At 65.4% G+C, this 21,180-nt stretch carries 17 protein-coding genes; 7 read left to right on the plus strand and 10 right to left on the minus strand.

Annotated features, from left to right (window positions below):
* The 3 genes from TSA1_RS37445 to TSA1_RS37455 all read right to left on the minus strand — a co-directional run bounded on the left by TSA1_RS37445 (window position 1) and on the right by TSA1_RS37455 (window position 2,708).
* Window positions 1-963 carry an ABC transporter substrate-binding protein gene (locus tag TSA1_RS37445; protein WP_100180701.1) on the minus strand — a complete coding sequence of 321 codons (963 nt, stop codon included), beginning with the start codon at window positions 961-963 and terminating at the stop codon, window positions 1-3.
* Between the two features lie 46 nt (window positions 964-1,009).
* Window positions 1,010-1,717: a GntR family transcriptional regulator gene (locus tag TSA1_RS37450; RefSeq protein WP_245448508.1), complete on the minus strand. Its 708-nt coding sequence runs from the start codon at window positions 1,715-1,717 to the stop codon at window positions 1,010-1,012.
* A gap of 124 nt (window positions 1,718-1,841) precedes the next feature.
* Window positions 1,842-2,708, minus strand: a complete 867-nt coding sequence (locus tag TSA1_RS37455; RefSeq protein ID WP_100180703.1) for a hypothetical protein — start codon at window positions 2,706-2,708, stop codon at window positions 1,842-1,844.
* Window positions 2,709-3,029: 321 nt separating this feature from the next.
* On the opposite strand from TSA1_RS37455, the gene TSA1_RS37460 reads away from it, so the two are divergent.
* The 3 genes from TSA1_RS37460 to TSA1_RS39180 are packed head-to-tail and all read left to right on the plus strand — an operon-like array spanning window position 3,030 to window position 3,741.
* Window positions 3,030-3,320, plus strand: coding sequence for a BrnT family toxin (locus TSA1_RS37460; protein ID WP_100180704.1), 291 nt, complete (start codon window positions 3,030-3,032; stop codon window positions 3,318-3,320).
* Between the two features lie 11 nt (window positions 3,321-3,331).
* Window positions 3,332-3,550: a hypothetical protein gene (locus TSA1_RS37465; protein WP_100180705.1), complete on the plus strand. Its 219-nt coding sequence runs from the start codon at window positions 3,332-3,334 to the stop codon at window positions 3,548-3,550.
* Window positions 3,551-3,573: 23 nt separating this feature from the next.
* Window positions 3,574-3,741 (plus strand): AbrB/MazE/SpoVT family DNA-binding domain-containing protein, encoded by a 168-nt coding sequence (locus tag TSA1_RS39180; protein WP_145984427.1) that lies wholly within the window; start codon window positions 3,574-3,576, stop codon window positions 3,739-3,741.
* 835 nt (window positions 3,742-4,576) lie between these two features.
* On the opposite strand, the gene TSA1_RS37470 is transcribed toward TSA1_RS39180, so the two are convergent.
* Entirely contained in the window at window positions 4,577-7,024 is a 2,448-nt protein-coding gene (locus TSA1_RS37470; RefSeq protein ID WP_100180706.1) for an adenylate/guanylate cyclase domain-containing protein, read from the minus strand.
* 241 nt (window positions 7,025-7,265) lie between these two features.
* Window positions 7,266-9,335, minus strand: a complete 2,070-nt coding sequence (locus tag TSA1_RS37475; protein WP_100180707.1) for an AsmA family protein — start codon at window positions 9,333-9,335, stop codon at window positions 7,266-7,268.
* A gap of 247 nt (window positions 9,336-9,582) precedes the next feature.
* Here TSA1_RS37475 and TSA1_RS37480 point away from each other — a divergent pair, with 247 nt between their 5' ends.
* A complete protein-coding gene (locus TSA1_RS37480; protein WP_100180708.1) occupies window positions 9,583-10,257 on the plus strand; it encodes a Crp/Fnr family transcriptional regulator in 675 nt (224 codons plus the stop codon).
* A 9-nt stretch (window positions 10,258-10,266) separates the two neighbouring features.
* On the opposite strand, the gene TSA1_RS37485 is transcribed toward TSA1_RS37480, so the two are convergent.
* From TSA1_RS37485 to TSA1_RS37500, 4 genes are all read right to left on the minus strand, one after another.
* Window positions 10,267-13,416: an efflux RND transporter permease subunit gene (locus TSA1_RS37485; protein ID WP_100180709.1), complete on the minus strand. Its 3,150-nt coding sequence runs from the start codon at window positions 13,414-13,416 to the stop codon at window positions 10,267-10,269.
* Window positions 13,416-14,345, minus strand: coding sequence for an efflux RND transporter periplasmic adaptor subunit (locus TSA1_RS37490; RefSeq protein WP_100180710.1), 930 nt, complete (start codon window positions 14,343-14,345; stop codon window positions 13,416-13,418). The genes TSA1_RS37485 and TSA1_RS37490 overlap by 1 nt, the downstream gene beginning before the upstream one ends.
* 158 nt (window positions 14,346-14,503) lie before the next feature.
* The gene (locus tag TSA1_RS37495; protein ID WP_174719252.1) at window positions 14,504-15,187 is read right to left on the minus strand and encodes an OmpA family protein; all 684 of its coding nucleotides are present in this window, start codon (window positions 15,185-15,187) and stop codon (window positions 14,504-14,506) included.
* Window positions 15,188-15,333: 146 nt separating this feature from the next.
* Window positions 15,334-16,884, minus strand: a complete 1,551-nt coding sequence (locus tag TSA1_RS37500) for a caspase family protein (RefSeq protein WP_100180712.1) — start codon at window positions 16,882-16,884, stop codon at window positions 15,334-15,336.
* A 373-nt stretch (window positions 16,885-17,257) separates the two neighbouring features.
* Here TSA1_RS37500 and TSA1_RS37505 point away from each other — a divergent pair, with 373 nt between their 5' ends.
* Together TSA1_RS37505 and TSA1_RS37510 are read left to right on the plus strand one after the other, a co-directional pair.
* A complete protein-coding gene (locus tag TSA1_RS37505; protein WP_100180713.1) occupies window positions 17,258-18,064 on the plus strand; it encodes an N-acyl homoserine lactonase family protein in 807 nt (268 codons plus the stop codon).
* A 93-nt stretch (window positions 18,065-18,157) separates the two neighbouring features.
* Entirely contained in the window at window positions 18,158-18,904 is a 747-nt protein-coding gene (locus TSA1_RS37510) for a hypothetical protein (RefSeq protein ID WP_142250013.1), read from the plus strand.
* On the opposite strand, the gene TSA1_RS37515 is transcribed toward TSA1_RS37510, so the two are convergent.
* On the minus strand, window positions 18,901-19,443 hold the full coding sequence (locus TSA1_RS37515; protein WP_100180715.1) for a MarR family winged helix-turn-helix transcriptional regulator: 543 nt from the start codon (window positions 19,441-19,443) through the stop codon (window positions 18,901-18,903). The two genes, TSA1_RS37510 and TSA1_RS37515, sit on opposite strands and share 4 nt — an antisense overlap.
* Before the next feature lie 108 nt (window positions 19,444-19,551).
* On the opposite strand from TSA1_RS37515, the gene TSA1_RS37520 reads away from it, so the two are divergent.
* Window positions 19,552-21,180: an FAD-dependent oxidoreductase gene (locus tag TSA1_RS37520; protein ID WP_100180716.1), complete on the plus strand. Its 1,629-nt coding sequence runs from the start codon at window positions 19,552-19,554 to the stop codon at window positions 21,178-21,180.

Below are 21,180 nucleotides of genomic sequence, written 5' to 3' on the forward strand. Positions count from 1 at the left end.
TTACTTGGTCGGGACCGGCTTGAACTTGGTCGAGATCACGTCCTCGGCCGGCACGATGTCCTTGAGCCCGCCGAGCTTGGCGAGATCGAGCGAGAGCTGTACGGCGGCATTCACGTTCGCCGCGCCCATGTCGCCGCTGGTCTCGAGCTTCATGATGGTGTTGTCGTATTCGAGGCCGGCGATCTCCGGCGGCATTTCGTAGAGCTCGGCGATCAGCTTGACGGTGACGTCGCGGTTGGCGCGCATGAACGCGACCGCGCCATAGAGCGCGTTCACGGCCTTCTGCACCAGCTGGGGCTTCGCCTCCGCGAGCTTGTCGAGCACGATCCAGCCCGCGGTGAGGTTCGGCGGCACCGCCGTCGAATAGTCGAGGATGGTCTTGGCTTCGCCGGATTTGGAGATCTGGAAGCTCAGCGGCGAATAGACCACGGCGGCCTCGACGTTACCCGCCAGGAGATTGGGCACCAGGCCGCCGCCGCCGACGGGCACGCGCGTGAAATCGATCTTCTTGTCCTGGATGGTCCACAGCGCCAGCAGGTCCGAGCCTGAGCCCGCCGCGGTGATCGCCACCTTCTTGCCGTTGAGGTCCTTGACGTCGAGCGTCGATTTGGCCGGCACCATCAGCTGCCAGCCGAAATTGCCCATCGCGGCGTTGGCGACGATGCGCGACATCACGCCCTTCTTGCGCCCGGCCGAGACCAGCGACGGCGGATCGAGGATGATGTCGGCCGCGCCCGCGGCCATGCCCTCGAAGGTCTCGGCACCGCTGCGGTAGATGGTCAGCTCGGCCTGAATGCCTTCCTTCTCGAACAGTTTCTGCCGCACGGCCGTCTCGGCGATCGTCGTCGGCCAGTATGTCTTGGTGGGCAGGCCGACGCGGATGGTCTCGGCGGCGCTCGCGGGGCCGGCCAGGATTGCGGCGGCGACGAGCGACAGGCACGCGTGACGGCGATTGATCTTCATTGTTTCCTCCCGGTTTGTCTTTTTTTGTAGGCCGAATTGGGGATCGTCAGGTCGTGCGGCTCACCTCCGCAATGCGCGAGGCGGCGAGCTCGACGAACGCCTTGGTGGTGCCGAAGTGCTTTGACAAGGCGCGAACTGCCGCATCGGCGTCGCGCTTCGTCACGGCCGCGACGATCGCCGCATGCTCGGCCTCGACGTCGCGCGGCTTGCCGCCGACCTCGCGGCGGATCGACAGGCGCCGATATCTCTCGCTCTGCTCGTGCAGCACGTCGCGGAAGCCGAGCAGCCAGGGCGAGCCACAGGCGTTGACCAGCGCGCGGTGGAAGATGCGGTGACGGATCACCCATTCCTCGTAATGCACGGTGGGATCGTCGGGGTAGCGATAGGGGACGGCTTTCAGATCGGTCCAGCTCGCCTTCACCGCGGCGAGCCAGGTGTCATCGCCCCGCTCGATCGAACGGCGCAACGCCAGCCCCTCGATGTCGATCCGGGTCTGGGTGACGTCGGCGAGATCGGCGAGCGACACCGGGCTGACGCGAAAACCGCGCTGGTCCGAGGCCTGCACCAGGCCGTCGGCGACGAGCCGCGACAGCGCCTCGCGCACCGCGGCAAGGCTGACCGAGAACTGCTTGGCGAGGCCCGCGATATGCAGCTTCTGGCCCGGCAGCAGCCGCGTCGCCAGGATATCGGCGCGCAGCCGCTCATGCAGCGCCGAGGTCAGGCTGCGCGGACCGTCGCCGGGGCTCCCGGACATGTCGAACTGAAGCGGACCCATTGGCCGATGATCGCAAGGCGGCGCCGTGTGGTCAACAGAAAATCGATTTTCGATTTTTTAGAGTTCAGGTTGAGCCTCGGCGCAGGCCGCACGCTCGCCGCGATCACCCGCACGCCCAGTCGAACTTCATTGCCTTGAAGTCGAGCTGCGCGTTGCCGCCGCCGAAATTGTAGCCGCCGAAATATTCCTCGAACTCGACGTAGAACGGGCTCATCTCCGGCACCGCCTGGCACGGCCGCATGGTGCCGCCGAGATGGTTGGGAGCGTGGTCCTTGGCCCAGTCGTGCAGGCGGAAATTGTCGCGGCCCGGTTTGCCGCCGACGTAATAGTAATACGGCTGATAGCCGGTCGGCGGATTTCCGCGGCCGTGCTCGTCCTGCGGACCCTTGCCGGCATTGGGATCATCAGCGCGCGCCGTCATGCCAATCGCGCGGGTCTCGCTGAGATCGGCGCGCGGCGGAGCGGCAAACATCTTCCTGGCGTAAGGCGCGGCGGCCTCGAAGAAGGCGCTGGCGCCGCCGACATCGAGCCAGCGCGGCCGATCGGCGCTCGCCAGCGCAAGCGGCGCCGGCGGTGTCGCGAACGGGCCGTCGTATTCGGCCCGCGTCAGCAGCAGCGCGGCATATTCGTAGTCGAGAATGTCGGTCATGCGCGACAGGCGCGGATGCGCCGGGATCGCCAGCACGGCCTCGCGGACTTCGGGATCATCGGGCGCGCCGCCGTCATTGTGATCGGGCGCGGTGGCAAAGAACGACAACGCGACGATGTCCTCGCCATGCACGCGATAATCCTCCGGCAGCAGCAGCGTAAAACCGTGCATCAGCGGAAAGCCGGTGACGGGATCGAGCGGCCATTGCTCGCTTCTAATGCCCGGCGGCAGCCCGAACACCCAGCCCTGGTCGCGCGCACGGTCGACGGGACGGTCCAGCATCTGCAGATCATAAGCACGCGAAGGCAAGGCAAACGCCACGGGCCGTCTCCCATAGAAATTGCCTCGCCGTTGAGGCGTGGGTTAGTCGCGGGGAGGAGGGATGGGGTTCGGGGGAGAAGGAGATTGTTGGCGACGCCGTCCCTCACTCTCCCCTGTCGTTCCGGCGAACGGCGGAACGTAAGAACATAGGGCGAAGCTTGGCAAAGACGAGTTGTTCGGCCTCGGCCACAACCGCTCTATCTGACGAGACTGCTGGGAATTTCTTACGGAAAGGCTTATTGCTACGCTCTGCGAGGAAGCAATGATTGATTTCTCTTCGCGGCCCCTACAGCACCGCGTCTTCTCCGGGCAGCCCTGACCATGCAGTTCGAGTTCGATTGGGACCCGACCAAGGCGGAAAGCAATCGGCGCAAGCATGGGGTCGCCTTCGAGGCGGCGATGGGCGTTTTCAGCGATCCTCTGGCCCTGTCGCTACTCGACAATGAGTCTGGCGAAGGGGAGGAGCGATGGGTTACCATGGGCCGGAACGCAGCTGGTACCTTGCTGCTGGTCGTTCATACCTATGTCGACCTCGCAGCGGACCGGGCTGCGATCCGCATCATCTCGGCGCGCTACCCGAGCAGCCGCGAGATCAGGTCTTATGAAGGTTGATCGGTGATCCGATGAAGGACGAATACGATTTCTCGACCGCAGCGCGCGGCAAGTTTTTCCGCAAAGACGCTCACCTCGTGCCGCCGGTCCACCTGGAACCCGAGGTTCTGACCTATCTCTCGGACCTCGCCGAGACCCAAGGCACCTCGCTGAGCCACCTTGTGAACACCCTCCTCAAGGAAGACATCGAGCGCCTCGACGCAGAGAAGCAGCACGCACCCCGACCATAGGATTGCTCCCAGCGGAGGCTGCGATGAAGGTTTCCAAATGGGATGACGACCTGGCTGTGGTTCTTCCCCAGGACCTGATCGATCGTCTCGCGCTCGAGGAGGGTGACGAAATCGTTGCTGCCGGTGGAAGTGCGACCACTGCGCAGACCAAGGACCAGGGTGACAGTCGGCGCGAAAACCTGCCACGTTGACCTGTGGTTCCCAAGCGCCTCTCGTAACCCATTGATCTCGCTGGCCCGGTCTACTGCGCATGGGGTTGTTTTCTACATTTGCGCAGAATGTCCGCCCTTGGGCCGGAAACAAGAGGTTCTTGCAAGTTTCCTCCTGCCGTTCGCTTGTCATCTCTTCGAATAATCAAAAATTCTCTTTACCCGAACCGCGACACACCCTATGATCCGCTCCAACTCATCCCATGGTAAGGGACGGATCGCGATCGTCAGGGTTCGTGGGGTGAGGGGCGGTGGACGCGGGCAGCGTTGGCGCCAGATGCTGTCGCAGGGCGGGGTAGTCCCCTGTGAGCGATCAGCGGGCGCGTGTACGACGGCGTGGCTTGCGTACGGCAAAATCGTGTGGTCGCGACGCCCGAATTTCTGGCGTCAAGTCTTGCGGCGGTGCGCGTGTCCGACCGGACATCGCATCCGATGAAAGCCGCAAGGCGACGGTGGCAACAGAGAATCGTCTCACCGGCGAGAGCGCGACATAAGCCGTTTCAACCATCGCGCAGGGAAGGCCGGGCATCCGGTCGCACCTGTTTCTCCCCTGTGAGCGACTATCACGCACTCATGCACAGGGGTCTTGCGGGTGCCAGCCGGTGCCCGGTCTTCCCTGCGCCCTTCCACTTCGAAGGGTGCCGAAACCCAAGCAAAACCCGGGCGCCATGTGCCGCGGGATCGCGACAGGCTGTTTGTAAGGGATACAAGGGCCGGTAGCCCGGATGGAGCGGAGCGCAATCCGGGGCCGCGATCGCTTGTGGCACGAACCCGGATTTCGTTCGGCTCCATCCGGGCTACGGCACCGTCGCGGACGCTAGCCCCTTCGCCGCACCACCGACGCATCCACCACGTTCTCGACCTCCTCGCGCCAGCTCAAAATCTCCATCGCCAGCACGGGGTGATTAAAACCCTTGAGCTGGAGATCGTCGAGGGCGCGGGCTTCGACCCAGGGCTCGACCATGCCGTAGACGCGGCGGCTCACCACGATCTGGTTGGGCTTGGCCTCGCCGCACAGGCGCGAGGCGAGGTTGGTGACGCTGCCGATCGCGGCATATTCCAGCCGCTGCTCGAAGCCGACCTGGCCGAGCGTGGCATAGCCGAGCGCGATGCCGATGCCGAAGCCGAGGCTGTGGCCGCGGTTGCGCCAGCGCTCGGTCAGCGGGCCGATGGTCTCGCGCATCTCCACCGCCATCTTCACGGCGCGTCTTGTGTGGTCCTCGAACTGGATCGGCGCGTTGAACAGGATCATCACGCCGTCGCCGGCATATTTGTCGAGCGTGCCCTCGTATTTGAAGATCAGCTCGCCGAGGGCTGCGTGATATTCGCGCAGCACGTTCATCGCCTCTTCCGGCTCGGTCGCTTCCGTGAACGCGGTGAAGCCGCGCAGATCGCAGAACACCACGGTGACCTCGCGGCGCTGGCTGGTGAGCAGCCCTTCCGGGCTGTCGGAAGAGGCGATCAGCTGCGCCACCTGCGGCGCCAGGAAACGCTCGAGCTTGCGGATGCGCTCGATCTCGCCGAGCTGGGTCTTGACCCGCTCCTCCAGCGACTTGTTCCAGTCCTTGAGCTGCTCGGTCTGCATCCGCAGCTTGTCGGCCTGGGCGCGCACGGTCTCGTTCGCCGCCTCCAGCTCGCGGCCCTTGGCGTCGACCTCGGTGAACAGGCGCGCATTGCGCATCGCCAGCACGGCCTGGTTGGCGAAGGTGCGCATCAGGCCGATGATGCTGGGCGCGAACTCGCCGCCGGCGCGGCGCAGCACCACCAGCGCGCCGAGCGTGCCTTGCTGGTCGATCAGCGGCACCACCAGCACCGAATGGAAGCCGGCGGCGATGGCGACCTCGCGCAGCGGCTGCTCGGCGGCCTGATCGAGATCGGCAAGTGCGATCGGCTCGCCGCTGCGGGCGGCATCGCTCAGGATGTTCTCGCCCTCGTCGATGGTGACATGGGCGCCGTCGGCGGATCTGTCGATGCCGCCGGCCTCGACCAGGTCGAAGCGGCGCCGTTCGGCATCGAAGCCGTAGATCAGCACCGCATCGGCATGGGTGATCTCGATCGCGCGCGCGGCGATGGTCGGCAGCACGGCGTTGAGATCGAGCGAGGAGGCGACGGCGCGGCCGACCTCTTCCAGCACCTTCAGCTCGTTGATCGACTGCGCCAGGTCGCGCGTGCGCTCCTCGACCTTGCTCTCCAGGTTGGAATAGGTCTCCTGGATCTGGCCGGCCATGCGGTTGAACTGGCTGGCGAGGTCCTCCAGCTCGTCCGAAGTGTGGACGTCGATGCGATGGCTGAAATCGCCTTCGCCGAGCCTGTGCGCGCCGTCGCGCAGCGCCGTGATCGGGATGATCATGCGGCGGGCGAGCAGCGTGCCGGCGAGGATCGCGACCATCAGGCCCATCCCGATCAGCAGCGCGATGCGCACCAGCTGGTCGCGGATCGGCATCAGGGCCTGCGTGGTCGGCTGCTCGAACAGCACGCTCCAGCCGAGCTTCGGCACGGTGCTGGCGGCGCTCATCACCGACTGGCCGTTGAAGTCGGTGCCCGATGTGTCGGGCTCGCGGCCAGGCGCGATCGCGGCCGCGACCTGCGGCAGCTTCGACAGATCCTTGCCGACCTCAGGCCCTTTCGACGAGGTCGCCAGCACGCGGCCGCGCGGATCGACCACATACGCGAAGGCGGCCTTGCCGACCTGGGCGTCGGACAGGAAGTCGGAGAGAAAGCTGAGATCGATCTCGGCCACGGTGACGCCGGCATTGAAGCCGGAATGCGCCACCGAGATCGACATCAGCGGCGTCCGGTCGGCGAACCAGGCCGGCGCGTAGCTGACGCCGCGGGCGACGGTCTCGGTGAAACGTGCGTCGCGGGAGAGGTCGGCATTGCTGCCGGTCGTGGTCGACTGGCGCGAGACGCGCAGCACCTCGCGGCCCTCGCCGTTGAGCTGGAACAGCTGGTTGACGACGGAGACCTGGTGCAGCAGCGAGGCATAGTCGGCGCGGCGCTTCTCGAGCGTGTCCTGGCTTGCCCGCGTCACCCAGCTGATCTGGCGGTCGAGCTCGGAGATCGACTGCTCGATCCGCCGGGCGGCGGCCTGCGCCTTGTCTTCCAGGCCGTCGGTCAGCTGGGTCCTTGTGGCGCGGTAGGAGATCCAGGTCTCCATCGCGCCGTTGACGGCGAGGACGAACACGACGAGGCCGACGAGGGAGACGACGTATTTGGCGAACAGGCCCTCGCGCAGAAACCGTGTCTTGTCGTTCGCTCCTGCCATCCCGATCCTCTCGCGCCGCCATCGACGCCGGCGCTGCGGGGTCCTTCTATCACAATTCGGGCCAAGGGACCGCCGCGCGGCCGAAGGACCGGCCGGCGTGGTTTACCCCCTGTGGACGCTTGGATGCCTGGGCGGGTGGAAGGGGCGTGAATTGCCGCCGCCTCATCCGTTCGGAGGAAGCCGCGGGCGGGGAAGCTGATGTAAGGGGATTGCCGTGGAGTTCAGTCCGCCCGTCCGCCCATTACCGGTTGAAAAGTTGCCGCAGCACGTCGTTCATTGGCTGACTGTCCTGCTGCGCGACCGGCGGGTCGTCCAGGGACGGGGCCGCGGGCGAAGCCTGGGGTGCCGGCGTGGAGGGGGTTGCCGGCAGGCTGCGGCTGCGGCCGCTGCCTGGCGCGGCGCCGGTGCTGCTTGCGGCGCCATTGGACAGGCCCTGCTGAATCAAATTGCCGAGCGCCTCGCCCAAGGGGCCGCCGAGCAGATTGTTCTGCCCCGGCTGCTGGGCCTGCGGATTGGCGTTGCCGGCCGCATTGCCGCCGCCCGGCGCGGCGGTGCCGCCGAGACCCAAACTTCCCAGAATGTTGCCGAGCCCGGCACCGTCGGGGCCGAACAGGCCCTTGCCCATCTCGCGCAGCTTGGCATAGGCGGCATCCGGATTGTCCAGCATGCCGGCCATATCGGGGTAGATCTTCGGCTGCGACCAGGAGCCCTGGATCATCACGGGAATACCGAAGCCGACCGGCTCGTTGGTGCGGCCCTGGCCTTCGGTGGTCATCACCAGCTTGGGCTCGACGCGAAAACCCATCATCTTGGTGTCGAGCGCGATGGTGCCGGCGCCGGTGACGCGCACCAGCGGCCCGATCAGATTGAGATCGGTCGTCACCGCCTGCCCCTTGTCGATGCGGAACGAGGCCGAGAGCTGCGACAGGTCGGTGCTTTGCTCCTGGCTGGGGCTCTGGTTGTCCTGCCAGCCGGACAGCGTGCCCGATGTCAGCGAGCGGATCATCTGGGCGACATTGATGCCGCGGATGGCACCGTCCTGGAAATTGACGAACGCGGTGCCCTGCATGTTCGCCATCAGCGCGCGCTGGCTGGTGCCGGCGCTGCGCAGCGCGAGCTTGGCCTGCAGCTTGCCGTCGATGCGGTCGAATTCGGCGAGCCCCTGCAGCAGCGGCAGCGCCCGCACGCCGACGAGGTCGGAGTGCATGGCAAAGCTCGGCGCGCCCGTGGTCGCGTCCAGGATCACCTCGCCGGAGACCTGGCCGCCATAGGCGCCGAGATTGGCCGTGCCGGCCTTCAGCACGCCGCCCGCGAGCTTGGCATCGAGCGCCAGCGGCGCGATGCGGGCGTCGCCGATCACGGCCTCGTTCGCCGAGATCCTGATTTGCGCATCGACGTAATTGAGCCCGGACACGTCGATCGCCGCATCGCTCCAGGGTTGCCCGGCGACGCCCGCCGGCGTTTTCGCCAGCGGTACAGCCAGCCGCTGGAAGTCGAGGTCGAGCTTGACCAGAGGCTTGCTCGCAATGTCGACCGAAGCCCAGCCGTTGAACGCGCCGTCGCCGAGCCGGCCGTTCACGCCGTTGATCATCACGACGTCGCCGCTCAGCCGCATCTCGGCATGACCGGTGAGCTGCGACTTCAGCACATCGGGCATGTCGATGGCGAAATCCACCGGGATCGTCGGCCGGTCGCCTGGCGCAGCCGGCGTGGCCGCCTTGATGTCGAACTTGGTCGGGTGGTCGCCGACACGCGCGGTGCCGGTGACATTGACCTTGCGGTCGCGGCCGACGACCGCGTCGGCGTTGATGGCGCTGATGCGGCCCTCGACCCGATCGCGCAGGCGGGAGAATGCGACTTCGCCGTCGTTGATCCTGACGCGGTCGATGGTTGCGACATCGGCGTCCAGCGCGATGGGCGGCTTCGACGAGGTGCTCGCATTCGGCAGGCGTTCACGCAGCAGCGGCTGGTAGAGCACGGGATGGGTGACGACGAGCTCACTGACCTTTGGGCGGCCCGACCACACGCTGGAAAGCGACATGTCGGCCTGCACGCTGTCGATCGTCAGGCGCGTGATGCCGCTGCGGTCCTTCGGGTCCGACAGCGTGAGATCGTTGAGGGTGACATTGAGCGTCGGCCACAGGCTGATCTTCGTGGTGCCGTCGATCGCCAGGCGATAGCCGGTCGCACTCTCGACACGCGAGGCGATCGTCGAGCTCAGGAAGCCCGATGGGATCCCGACCGACAGAACGACGGCGATCAAGATGATGACAACGGCCAAAGCCGCGCCGGCGAATTTCACTGCTCTCATGTCGACTTTCCAACGACGGACAATCGGCGTCGAATCCCGCAGAATACCGTCCTTTGCACCATCCCTCACGCCTTGAGTTTATCCCCGGACGGGAAGGGGCTCCAAGCGCGTAAAAATAGTCAGGGGGTGCTGCAAAGTTATGTGACTTATGACACACTTCCCCGGCGCGGTTTTACGCGATCGTGACGATGATGGTTTCAAGCGATTTCCCAACAAGACTGACCAGGACGTTCACAAGGACATTGAAATGAGCAAGCAGGCCGAATTTGCGGTCATTCTGAAGATGAACGCAATGTTCGCGGATCTCGGTACGGACGAGCTCCAGCGGCTGTCCAATCTCTGCCACACCCAGCATCTGGGGAATGGCGAGGTGCTGTTCCAGAAGGGCGATCCCGGAGACGCGCTGTTCGGCGTGCGCCGCGGCCAGGTCCGCATCGAGACCGGCGCGTCCGACGGCAGCCGGCTGACGCTGAATTTCATGGGACCGGGCGACCTGTTCGGCGAAGTCGCGGTGCTGGACGGCCAGAACCGCACCGCGGATGCGACCGCGGGCGAGGCCAGCGAATTGTTCGTGCTGCGGCGCGAAGACTTTCTCAGCTTCCTCGAACGCGAGCCGAAGGTCGCGATCAAGATCATCGCCCTGCTGTGCCAGCGCATCCGCTGGCAGAGCGAGCGCATGGAGGAATCCATGCTGCAGCCGCTGCCGGTGCGCCTCGCGCGGCGGCTCTGCGCGCTCGCTGCCGATTTCGGCTCCGAGGTCCACATCTCGCAGGAACAGCTCGGCATCTTCGTCGGCGCCGCCCGCGAGAGCGTCAACCGCCAGCTCCAGGCCTGGCGCAAGGAAGCGATCCTCGATCTGCAGCGCGGCCGCATCCTGCTCAGGAACATGACCAAGCTGACGGCGATCGCGCGGAACGAGTAGGCCTCAGTCCTACTCCGCCGCAGGATGCACGATATTCCTTGGCGCCGGCCCCGCTTCGGCCGGTGCGGCGTCGTGATGACCACCCGTCTCCGCATCCTCGCTGTGCACGATCAGCCGCTTGGCGAAGCGCCAGATCAGGGCGCCGAGATCGTCCATCACCATGAACATCGCGGGCACGAACACCAGCGACAGGATGGTCGAGAAGATCAGGCCGCCGATCACCGCGAGCGCCATCGGCGAGCGGAATTCGCCGCCGGCGCCGACCGCGAGCGCGCTCGGCATCATGCCCGCGGCCATGGCGATCGTGGTCATCACGATCGGGCGGGCGCGCTTCATGCCGGCGTCGATCATGGCTTCGTCGCGCGGCTTGCCGGCGTGGATGGCCTCGATCGCAAATTCCACCAGCATGATCGCGTTCTTGGTGACGATGCCCATTAGCATCAAGATGCCGATCCACACCGGCGTGGTGAGCTGCTTGCCGGTGAGGAGCAGGGCCGCGATCGCGCCGCCGATCGAGAGGGGCAGCGAGAACAGGATGGTGATCGGCTGCAGGAAGGTGCCGAACAGCAGCACCAGCACCGCGTAGACCATCATCAGACCAGCGGTGATCGCGGTGGCAAAGCCATCGGACAGCTCGTTCAGGCTTTCGGCGTCGCCGGAGGGCGAGACCTTCACGCCCTTCGGCCGGCTCTTCATCACCGGCAGGTCGTAGATCTTCTTGGTGGCGTCGCCGAGCGCGGCGGAGCCGACGAGGTCGGCGGCCACGGTCGCCTGCCGCTCGCGGTCGTAGCGGTTGATGCTGGTCGGACCCTGGTCGAGCTTGACGTCGGCGATGACCGAGAGCGGCACGCCGCCCTTTTCGCCGTGCTCGCCGAGCGGCACGCGCAGCTGCTCCAGCGTCTTCAGATTGCCGCGCGCGGCATCCTCGAGCTGCACGCGGATCGGCACCAGTCGGTCGCCGACGTCGAACTTGGCGAGCGCCGGCCCGACGTCGCCGATGGTGGCGACGCGGATGGTCTGCGACAGGCTTTCGGTCGAGACGCCGAGCCGCGCGGCGAGATCGGCGCGCGGTTCGACGCGCAGCTCGGGCCGTTCCAGCGTGGTCTCCGAGATCACGTTGGAGATCGTGGGAATCCGCTTCATCTGCGTCGCGAGCTCGCTCGCGAAATTGTTGACGATGTTGGCGTCGACGCCGGTCACCACCAGCGAGATGGCGCGCAGGCCGTTCTCGTCGAGGAACCAGAAGCGGATGTCGGGGATGTTCTCCAATTCCTGGCTGATCGAGAATTCGAGCTCGCGCTGGGTGATGTCGCGGGCATCCTTGGGCGTGTAATTGATGATCAGCGAGGCGCGCCGGACTTCCTGGGTGCCGGGCGGGACGCGCCCGCCGTCGACGAAGATGCTCTTCACCTCGGACCGCTTGCGCAAGCGCGCGACGATGTCCTCGGTGACCTTTTCGGTATAGGCGAGCTGCGTGCCCGGCGGCAGCTCGAGCGCCAGCAGCGAGCGCGCGCTGTCCTGCGCCGGTAGGAAGCCCTGCGGCAGCAGCGTGATGCTCCAGATCGAGGCCGCGAACACGCCGAAGCCGATCAGCACCGTGATGAAATAGTGTCTCACCGACCAGGCCACGATGCGGTGATAGGACCGCAAGATGCGCCCGGGCGGCGGCTCCTCGTGATTGCCGTGCTTGAGGAAGTAGGCGGCCAGCACCGGCGTGACGAAGCGCGCCGCGAGCAGCGAGAAGAACACCTGCACCGAGACGGTGATGCCGAACTGCTTGAAGAACTGTCCGGCAATGCCCGACATGAAGCTCGCGGGAGCGAAGATCGCGATGATGGTCAGCGAGATCGCGATCACCGCGAGGCCGATCTCGTCGGCGGCCTCGAGCGCGGCACGATAGGGCGATTTGCCCATGTTCATGTGCCGGACGATGTTCTCGATCTCGACGATGGCGTCGTCGACCAGGATGCCTGTCGACAGCGTGATCGCGAGGAAGCTGACGAGGTTCAGCGAGAAGCCGAGCAGGTCCATCGCCCAGAACGCCGGGAAGATCGACAGCGGCAGCGAGATCGCGGCGATGATGGTGGCGCGCAGGTCTCGCAGGAACAAGAGCACGATGACGACGGCGAGGATGGCGCCTTCGAACAGGGTCGAGATCGCCGCGTGGTAATTGCCGTTGGTGTATTCGACCGAGGTGTCGATCACCTTGAGGTCGACGTCGGGATAGGCGGCCTTGAGCGCGTCGACCCGCTTCTGCACGGCCTCGGCCACCTTCACGTCGCTGGCGCCCTTGGAGCGCTTGATGCCGAGCGCGACGATGGGCTCGCCGTTGAAGCGGGCGAAGGTGCGGCGGTCGGCGATGGTGTCGGTGACGGTGCCGAGATCGTCGAGCCGGACCTCACCGCCGCCGAACAGCGGGATCATGGTGCCGGCGAGGTCGCCCAGCGTCTTGGCGCCGGCGAGCGTGCGGATCGCCTGATCGTTCTTGCCGATCTCGGCGCGGCCGCCAGCGACGTCGACATTGGTGCCGCGCAGGCTCTGGCTGACATTGACGGCAGTCAGGCCCATCGCCTGCAGCCGATCGGGATCGAGCGAGACCAGGATCTCGCGCTCGACACCGCCGATGCGCTCGACCTGGGCGACGCCGCGCACGCCTTGCAGGGCGCGCTTGACCACGTCGTCGACGAAGTAGGAGAGCTGCTCCGGCGTCTTGCCGGGCGAGATCGCGGCATAGGTGACGATCGGCAGGCCGATCACGTCGACGCGCTGGATCAGCGGCTCGGTGACGTTCTGCGGCAGGTTGGAGCGCACGCGCGTCACCGCGTCCTTGACGTCGTTGAGGGCGCGGTCGGTGTTGGTCTCCAGCGCGAACTGGATCGTGGTCACCGACACGCCGTCGGTGATCTGTGAGGTGATGTGCCGCACGCCCTCGACGCCGGAAACCGCGTCTTCGACCGTCTTGGTGACCTGCGATTCGAGTTCGGCGGGCGCCGCACCGAATTGCGAGACCACGACCGAGATTACGGGAATGTCGGCCGACGGCAGCCGCGTCACCGCGAGCTTGGTGAAGGAGACCCAGCCGAGAACCAGGAGGATGATCGAGAAGACGACCGACGGCAGCGGATTGCGGATCGACCAAGCCGAGATATTGAGAGCCATCAGCGTACCCGCGTGCGATCGAGTTCATCGGCGAACATGGTCTTGATCTGGTCGCCGTCATGGAGTGAAGAGCCGGCGTCGGCCACGACGATTTCGCCGACGTCGAGACCTTCCAGGATTTCCGTGGCGCTGTCGGACGACAGTCCGACCCGCACCTTGCGCGTCTCGATCGTGTTGCCCTTGACGACCTGAATGGTGAGATGGTCGATCGCGGTCTTGGGGATCGAGACGCCGCAGCTTCGCTTGGCGTCGATCGAGGCGCGGGCGAACACGCCCACCTTGAGCGACGGATTGTTGGTGACGCTGATGCGGACGCGGCCGAGCTGCGTGGCGCGGTCGATCTCGGGCGCAACCAGCCTGACACGGCCGATCAGGTCGGGCGCGTCGTCGCGGCTGATGCGCACGGTGGCGCCGGCGCTGAGCTTGGGCATGTGCACCGCCGGCACCTGGGCATCGAGCTCGATCTCGTTGTTGACGGCGATGCGGAACATCGGGCCGGCCTGCGGGGATGCCGGCGCGCCGACGATGGTACGGACTTCAGTGACGAGGCCCGGCGCAGGTGCCTTCAGCGAGATCGGGCCTTGCGGACCGGGGCGTTGCGGCTGGCCCGGGATCTGCGGCGGCGCGGTCAGGCGCGCCAGCTCCTGATTGTCGGCAACGACGGCGCCTTCGGTGACCAGGAGATCGGTGACCTTGGAGCCTTCCTGGTCGGCGATGACCACGGCCTCGCGGCGTGGCACGAAGAAGCCGGTGACGCGCACGAGGTCGGAGAAGCAGGCGTTGGTCGACTTCGTCACGATGACGAGCGCCTCGCTTTGCGTCTCCTTCGGCTCGGGGCGCTTGCGATGCTCGAACAGGTAATAGCCGACGCCGAGCGCGACGACGAACACCACGGTTCCGGCAGGCTTGAGATATTCGGAGAGATTCATCGCCGGATCATCCTGGCCTGGCTCACGGCCATCCGCGCGCGGCCCATGAAAAGCGTTTCCCTGAAACAAAGCGGCGTCCCGCAAGGCTGCGGGACGCGCTTTGCAAGCGAGACTTTACACCACATCACGACTGGTCATTCCAAGGGATTGCGTCGTGCTTACTTCGATGCGGTGGTCTTGTTTTCCATATTGACGACCTGCACGCGGCGGTTGGCCTCCGCCATCGGCTGGCTCGGGTCCTTCAGCTTGCTCTTGCCGTAGCCGACGGTGACGAGGTCGGTCGCCGCGATGCTGTACTTTTCGACGAGGTAACGCTTGATCGAATCCGCGCGGCGCTCCGACAGATCCTGATTGTAGGCCTCGCCGCCGGCGGCGTCGGTGTGGCCGGCGACCACGAAGGTCGAGCCCTTGAGGTCGGGACTGGTCAGCGCACGGCCGAGCGCCTGCACGGAGGGCATCGATTTGGCGCTGATGTTGGCCGAGTTGTAGTCGAAGGTGATTTCGAGATCGATGTTCGGCTTGTCCTTGGCGACTGACGCGATTTCCTCGCGCTCGGTCGACGACAGCGAACGCGTCGAGCGGCCGCGCACCGACTGGATCAGCTTGGTCTCCGCCGCGTTGGGCGCGGGATCGGCCTGCGGGGCGATCGAGAGGCCGCGGGTCAGGGGCTTCTTCGGCGCCGGCGCCAGGGCTCGAACGATCTCATCCTCGGTGACGTTCTTGCTGTTGCCGTCATCGCCGGCGAATGCGGGCGAGGTCGGCAGCGACAGGGCGGCGCCAAGAGCAACGCTCAGCGTAACGATGGACAGGATCGCGGTAAGTCCCTTTGCAGCCGATTTCATAGCCAGTCCCTCCTGCGCAGCCAGCTCGCGCGGTTCGAAAATTCCTGCAATGGGCCTTCCGGAGAAGGCCGCCTGCGGCATCCGTTTGTTAGTCTTTCCTGAGCCGTCAAGGTTCGAGGCGGCGCCTGCCTCAATCGAAAAAAATACTAGCGTACTCCGTAGCTTGCGAATTCCTGAACGATGTTCGGATCCATCGCCTTGGCATTGGCGATATCGAGCGCCCCTTCCTGGGCGGAGCCGTTGCGCTGCTTGGCGAGGCCGCGTCCGTAGAGCGAGGAGGTCAGGCGCGGGTTGATCTTCAGGGCAGCGTCGAAATCGGCGATGGCATTCTTGACCGCGCCCGATTTGAGGTTGACGAGGCCGCGGCTGTCCAGCGCATCGACGAAGTTCGGCCGCAGCCGCAGCGCCTCGTTGCAATCCTTCAGCGCGCCCTGGAGGTCGCCGACCACGGTGCGGGTCCAGCAGCGGTTGTTCAGCGCCTCGACATCCTTCGAATTGATCCGGAGCGTGTCGTCGAAATCCTTGATGGCGAGGTTGTAGGCGCCCTTGCTGGCATAGACCTGGCCGCGCCGGTACAGCGCGTTCACGTCGTCCGGATTGGCCGCAATCTTGGAGGTCAGGCTCTTGATCGTCGGGTCGTCAGCCAGGGCCGCGGCACTCGGCCCGCTGTCCGGGCTCGGCGCCGGAGCGGTCTCGATCGGTTTTACCGGCAGGGGTGGCGGAGGCGGAGGCAGGGCTGCCTCGACCTGCGGTTTCGGCGTGGGGGCCGGTGCGGGCGCAGGCGGTGGAGCAGGTGCAGGCGCCGGGGCCGCAGCAGTGTCGGCCGGCTTCGGCGGCGGAGGCGGTGTCGGCGGCGCGGGCGGGGCCGGCGGCGGGTTGTTGGCAACGACCGGCGGCGGTGCGGGTGGCGCAGGCGGCGTGGCTGGTGCCGGACGCGATCCGACGGCGCCCGGGCTGAACGAGAAATCTTCGGCCAGTGAAGAGGATATCCACGGCACCTGCTCGCCGCGCGAGGCGCGGGTGACGCCCATCTTGGTCCGGTTCAGCGTCTCCTCGGCCATCAGATCGGGGACGCGGATTTCCTTCAGAAGCTCCTGGACGAACAGGCTGTGGTCGCCGCCGGCGTCGGAGACCACCGAGGCCAGCGCCGCCGAATACATCACCAGCGTGCCGTTCGGCGCGATGACCGGGGTCAGGCCGGCCGAGAAGCTGCGGAACCGGCGCTCGAACGGATTGCGCCTGCTGGCATCGATCAGCGCGATCTTGACGCCGGCGCCGCGGGTGTTGAGCTCGCCGAGCACGGTCTCGAGGCTGAAACCGTCGCGGCGGACGTCGGATTCCGTCCAGATCTGCGCATCGATCGGCAGCATGTAGCTCTGGCGCGCCGACTGGATGCCGAAGCCGCTGAAGAACACCAGCGCCACTGATCCGGGCTTGATCTTGCCGTAGAGCTTGTCGAAGGCGCGGCGCATGCCGTCGCCGGTCAGATTCTCGCCGATCTCGACCGCAAAGCCGTCGCGCTTCAGCTCGTCGGCGACGTCGCGCGCGTCATTGATCGGTTCCTTCAGCGGGGCATCCGCATCGGGATATTTTGCATTGCCGATCACCAGCGCAAAGCGGTCACCGGCCGCCAGTGATGGCGCTGTCGGGACGAGCGAGATGAGCAAGGGCAGAAGAAAAAAGAAGCGAATTTTCATAATCAGCGCGGTCCAGCCAAAAAGGCGCCGTTCCAGCTTGCGCCGCGGCGACCTTAACTTACGCTTACCTCATTATCAAACCGAGGGCGGGGGGCGTCAACCGCTTGGAGATTCGGCGTTATCGCGACGATTGACCGCAACGCCTCGGCGCGCCGCAAGGGGAATAAACGGGGGGGCATGGTTGTGCTCGACGCGATCCGGCTCGATCCTATCGGCAACATGTTAGGGCGACCACGGCGATCAAAATGTGATGGGTCTCACATTGAAGGGCCGCCTCCGTCGCACTGCGCGGTGTTTGACCTTTGCTGCCGATGATGGCTTGGTGCGCAGGCTCGTCCCGGAACGTCCACTCAGAAAAGCAAAGTCAAGAAACATGGGAAACGCCTACGAGATCTACGCCCTGCGCTATGCGACGATGTCGCCTCGCACCCCCAGCATGAACTTCCTGGCGCCCGATCCGCATGACAGCGCGGCGCAGGATCTCGACTATTTCGTCTGGCTGATCCGCGGGGGCGGCCGCGACATCCTGGTCGACACCGGCTTCAATGCCGAGGAGGCGAGCGCGCGGGCGCGCAAGCTGACGCTCAATCCGGTGGATGCGCTGGAGCGCTTCGGCGTCGCGGCGTCGAAGATCCGCGATATCATCGTGACGCATCTGCATTACGACCACGCCGGCAATCTCGATCGCTTCCCGAATGCGCGCTTCCATCTGCAGGAGCGCGAGATGGCCTATGCGACCGGCCGCTGCATGTGCAACGGCCTGTTGCGTCATCCGTTCACGGTCGAGCACGTCACGCAGATGGTGCGCCATGTCTATGGCGAGCGCGTCACCTTCCATTCCGGCGACGGCGAGGTCGCGCCCGGCGTCACCGTGCACCGTGTCGGCGGCCATTCTGACGGCCTGCAGGTGGTCAAGGTCGAGACCGCGCGCGGACCGGTGGTGCTGGCATCCGATGCCGCGCATTACTACGCCAATCTGCAGCGCAAGAGCCCGTTCCCGATTGTCTACAATGTCGGCGACATGGCGCAGGGCTGGGAGACGATCGAGCGCCTTGCCGGCCATCCGGATCGATTCATTCCCGGCCACGATCCGATCGTGACCGAAATCTATCCGCGCGCCAGCGACAAGGTCGACGCCTGGGCGCTGCATCTGCCGCCGTCGCGGTCGTTTGCGACGTGACGATGTCGTCACGCGCGGGCGATGCGCGCACGCTGATTGACGTATTCATACGTCATTCCTAGGTTGTGCCTGACATTCACTGAGGTGTTGGGCGTGCTTTCAAAACTCAAAGACCTTGCCGCTGACGCCATGAAGGGCGTCAGCGAGCGTTTCTCGAAAGTTTCCGGGGCAATTGCCGACCTGGCCGCGAGTCTTGCCAACCGTGCTGCAGCCGCCGCTGATCTGGGCCGCATTCTCGATATCATCGAAATGGTCCCGGGCGTCAGTTTCGAGAAGCCGGAGCTTAACGCCGATTATCTCAATACGCTGCTCGCCGCGGTGCAGATGGGCGAGCTTACGCTGGCCGTGCACTACCGCCAGCAAACCGAAGCCGGCGTGGTGCGCTTGCATCCTGTCCCAACGGCTGAGGCCAATGCGCTAACCGGCTCGGACGATAAATTTTCCGCGATGATCCTGGTCGAAGGTCAGAACGACAGGCCTGCCATCCAGATGCTGATGAACACCGAACATCTGGCGGAAAATTATCGGTATGTTACCGCCGATACCCTGGTCAACGCATTGGCGTTCCCGATCGAGAATGTCAAAGGCGGTTTCATCATCGCCAGGCCGTTTCGTGCCATCGCGCGACCAATCGCAGGATGGCTGCTCAACATCATTTTCGATCAGGGTGAGAAACTGCATCGCCGTTTCAGGGGTAACCGAGCCGAAGATCAGTCCCAATCACCGTCGCCATCAGCGGAGGAGGAAGCCGGCGCCACGAATGTCTCGACGACTCCGGAAGACAGTCGCGCCCAGGCGCGAGACTCCGATCAAGCCATCGACGACCAGCCTGCGCCCTAATACGCCTGCTTGGCGTCCGCTTCCTTGCTGGTCTGGATCAGGTCGAGGCTCTCCTCGATCTTGCCGAGCAGCATCGAGAGCTGCTTGCGCTCCTGCGCGGAGAGGCAGGCGAGGATCTCGTCCTCCCGCCGCAGCAATTGCGGGAATAGCTCTTCGTAGAGCGCGCGGCCCTTCGTCGTCAGTTGCAGGCGGAATTCGCGGCGGTCGGCTTCGTTCTCGACCCGCTCGATCAGATCCTCGTGGAGCAACATTGTCACCGCGCGGCTGATGGTGGATTTGTGCGTGCGGGTGCATTGCGCGATGTACTGCGCGCTGCAGGCGTCGTTGCGGAACCCGAGCGTTGCGATTACGCGCCAGGCTGGAATATCGAGACCATGCCGTTCCTGATATTCGACCGAGAGCGCGGAACTGACTTCTGCTGCGAGCCGGTTGAGACGGAACGGCACGAACTTGAACAGGTCGAGCCGTGCCTTTGGCCGTAGAGAGGCTTCATCGGCCTCGCGCGTCTTCAATGCGGTGTCGCTGGATGTCCTTGCCAAGGGGCGCTCCGAATTCCAGTTGACGGCCGGCCGGCTCCGGTCCAAAATAGTTGCACGTGAGACTATCTAGCAGATCCGTGCTCTCCTGACCATAGCCGAGGTTCGAGTATGGCGCAGGCCAAGACACTTCCGGTCAAGACACATCAGGCCAAAGCCCAGTTCGGCTATCGCCGCCATCCCGATCAGGACCGCGCCAGCCAAAGCCCGGCCGAGCATCCGGTGGTAATTGTCGGCGCCGGCCCGGTCGGGCTGTCGCTCGCGATCGATCTCGCCCAGCGCGGCCAGCGCGTCGTCCTTCTGGATGACGCCGACCGCATTGGCGAGGGCTCCCGCGCGATCTGCTTCTCGAAGCGGTCGCTGGAATATTGGGACCGGCTCGGCGTCGGCGACCGCATGGTCGCCAAGGGCGTGGTGTGGAGCGTCGGCCGGATCTTCCACGGGGAGTCCCTGCTCTACCAGTTCAACCTGCTGCCCGAGGACGGCCACAAGCGGCCCGCCTTCATCAACCTCCAGCAATATTACGCCGAGGCCTATCTGGTCGATCGCATCCAGGATCTGCCTGCGGTCGACCTGCGCTGGCGCAACAAGGTGACGGCGCTGGAGCAGCGCAACGATTGCGTCGCGCTGACGATCGAGACGCCGGACGGCGCCTATCGCCTGCACGCGCAATATGTGATCGCCTGCGACGGCGCGCGCTCCTCGCTGCGGCAGATGGTCGGGGCGGAGTTTGCCGGCCAGGTGTTCGAGGACCAGTTCCTGATCGCCGACGTCAAGATGACCGCGGAATTCCCGACCGAGCGCTGGTTCTGGTTCGATCCGCCGTTCCATGCGGGACGTTCGGCGCTGCTGCACCGGCAGCCGGACGACGTCTGGCGCATCGACCTCCAGCTCAACCGTTACGCTGATCCTGTCGTGGAGAAGAAGCCGGAAAACGTGCGGCCGCGGATCGCGCGCATGCTCGGTCACGACGAGTTCGAGTTCGAGTGGATCTCGCTCTACAAATTCCAGTGCCGGCGGATGGATCGCTTCATCCATGGCCGCGTGATCTTTGCCGGCGATTCCGCGCATCAGGTCTCGCCATTCGGGGCGCGCGGTGCCAATTCCGGGCTCGAGGATGCCGAAAACCTGTCCTGGAAGCTCGACCGCGTGCTGCGCGGCACTTCGCCCGCGAGCCTGCTGGAGAGCTACCACACCGAGCGCAGCATGGCGGCCGACGAGAACATCCGCGAATCCACCCGCTCGACCGATTTCATGGCGCCGAACTCGCATCAGGAAGCGCGGCTGCGCAAGGCGGTGCTGTCGCTCGCCAAGGAAACCGAGTTCGGCAAGCGCATGGTCAATGGCGGCCGGCTGTCGGTGCCGTGCAGCTATGACTCGCAGCTGTCATCGCGCGATGCAGATTCCTGGCGCGGCGGTCCGCCTCCCGGCTGCTCCATGCTCGATGCCCCGATTGCCGAGCAGAGCTACTTGACGGATGCCTTCCGCAAGGATGGAACGGACTTCACCCTGCTGTCGTTCAGCAATGGCGCCGCGCTCGATCCGCCAGATGGCGTCAGGAATATTCGGATCGGCGGGAGCGGATTTGCCGATCCCTCGGGCCTTGTCGCTCAACGTTATGATGCCGAGCCCGGCACGGCCTATCTGCTGAGGCCCGACGGCTATGTCGCGGCGCGCTTCCGCCATCCGACGCGCGAAGCCATCGCTGCGGCGCTGTCGCGCGCACAAGGCCTGAACTGA

The organism is Bradyrhizobium nitroreducens (genome assembly GCF_002776695.1).
In the GTDB taxonomy this organism is placed as follows: domain Bacteria; phylum Pseudomonadota; class Alphaproteobacteria; order Rhizobiales; family Xanthobacteraceae; genus Bradyrhizobium; species Bradyrhizobium nitroreducens.

Bases quoted from the DNA above. Each gene is read 5' to 3' on its own strand.
- TSA1_RS37445 (WP_100180701.1), bottom strand. From the start codon at position 963: ATGAAGATCAATCGCCGTCACGCGTGCCTGTCGCTCGTCGCCGCCGCA.
- TSA1_RS37450 (WP_245448508.1), bottom strand. From the start codon at position 1,717: ATGTCCGGGAGCCCCGGCGACGGTCCGCGCAGCCTGACCTCGGCGCTG.
- TSA1_RS37460 (WP_100180704.1), top strand. From the start codon at position 3,030: ATGCAGTTCGAGTTCGATTGGGACCCGACCAAGGCGGAAAGCAATCGG.
- TSA1_RS37465 (WP_100180705.1), top strand. From the start codon at position 3,332: ATGAAGGACGAATACGATTTCTCGACCGCAGCGCGCGGCAAGTTTTTC.
- TSA1_RS39180 (WP_145984427.1), top strand. From the start codon at position 3,574: ATGAAGGTTTCCAAATGGGATGACGACCTGGCTGTGGTTCTTCCCCAG.
- TSA1_RS37470 (WP_100180706.1), bottom strand. From the start codon at position 7,024: ATGGCAGGAGCGAACGACAAGACACGGTTTCTGCGCGAGGGCCTGTTC.
- TSA1_RS37475 (WP_100180707.1), bottom strand. From the start codon at position 9,335: ATGAGAGCAGTGAAATTCGCCGGCGCGGCTTTGGCCGTTGTCATCATC.
- TSA1_RS37480 (WP_100180708.1), top strand. From the start codon at position 9,583: ATGAGCAAGCAGGCCGAATTTGCGGTCATTCTGAAGATGAACGCAATG.
- TSA1_RS37485 (WP_100180709.1), bottom strand. From the start codon at position 13,416: ATGGCTCTCAATATCTCGGCTTGGTCGATCCGCAATCCGCTGCCGTCG.
- TSA1_RS37490 (WP_100180710.1), bottom strand. From the start codon at position 14,345: ATGAATCTCTCCGAATATCTCAAGCCTGCCGGAACCGTGGTGTTCGTC.
- TSA1_RS37495 (WP_174719252.1), bottom strand. From the start codon at position 15,187: ATGAAATCGGCTGCAAAGGGACTTACCGCGATCCTGTCCATCGTTACG.
- TSA1_RS37500 (WP_100180712.1), bottom strand. From the start codon at position 16,884: ATGAAAATTCGCTTCTTTTTTCTTCTGCCCTTGCTCATCTCGCTCGTC.
- TSA1_RS37505 (WP_100180713.1), top strand. From the start codon at position 17,258: ATGGGAAACGCCTACGAGATCTACGCCCTGCGCTATGCGACGATGTCG.
- TSA1_RS37520 (WP_100180716.1), top strand. From the start codon at position 19,552: ATGGCGCAGGCCAAGACACTTCCGGTCAAGACACATCAGGCCAAAGCC.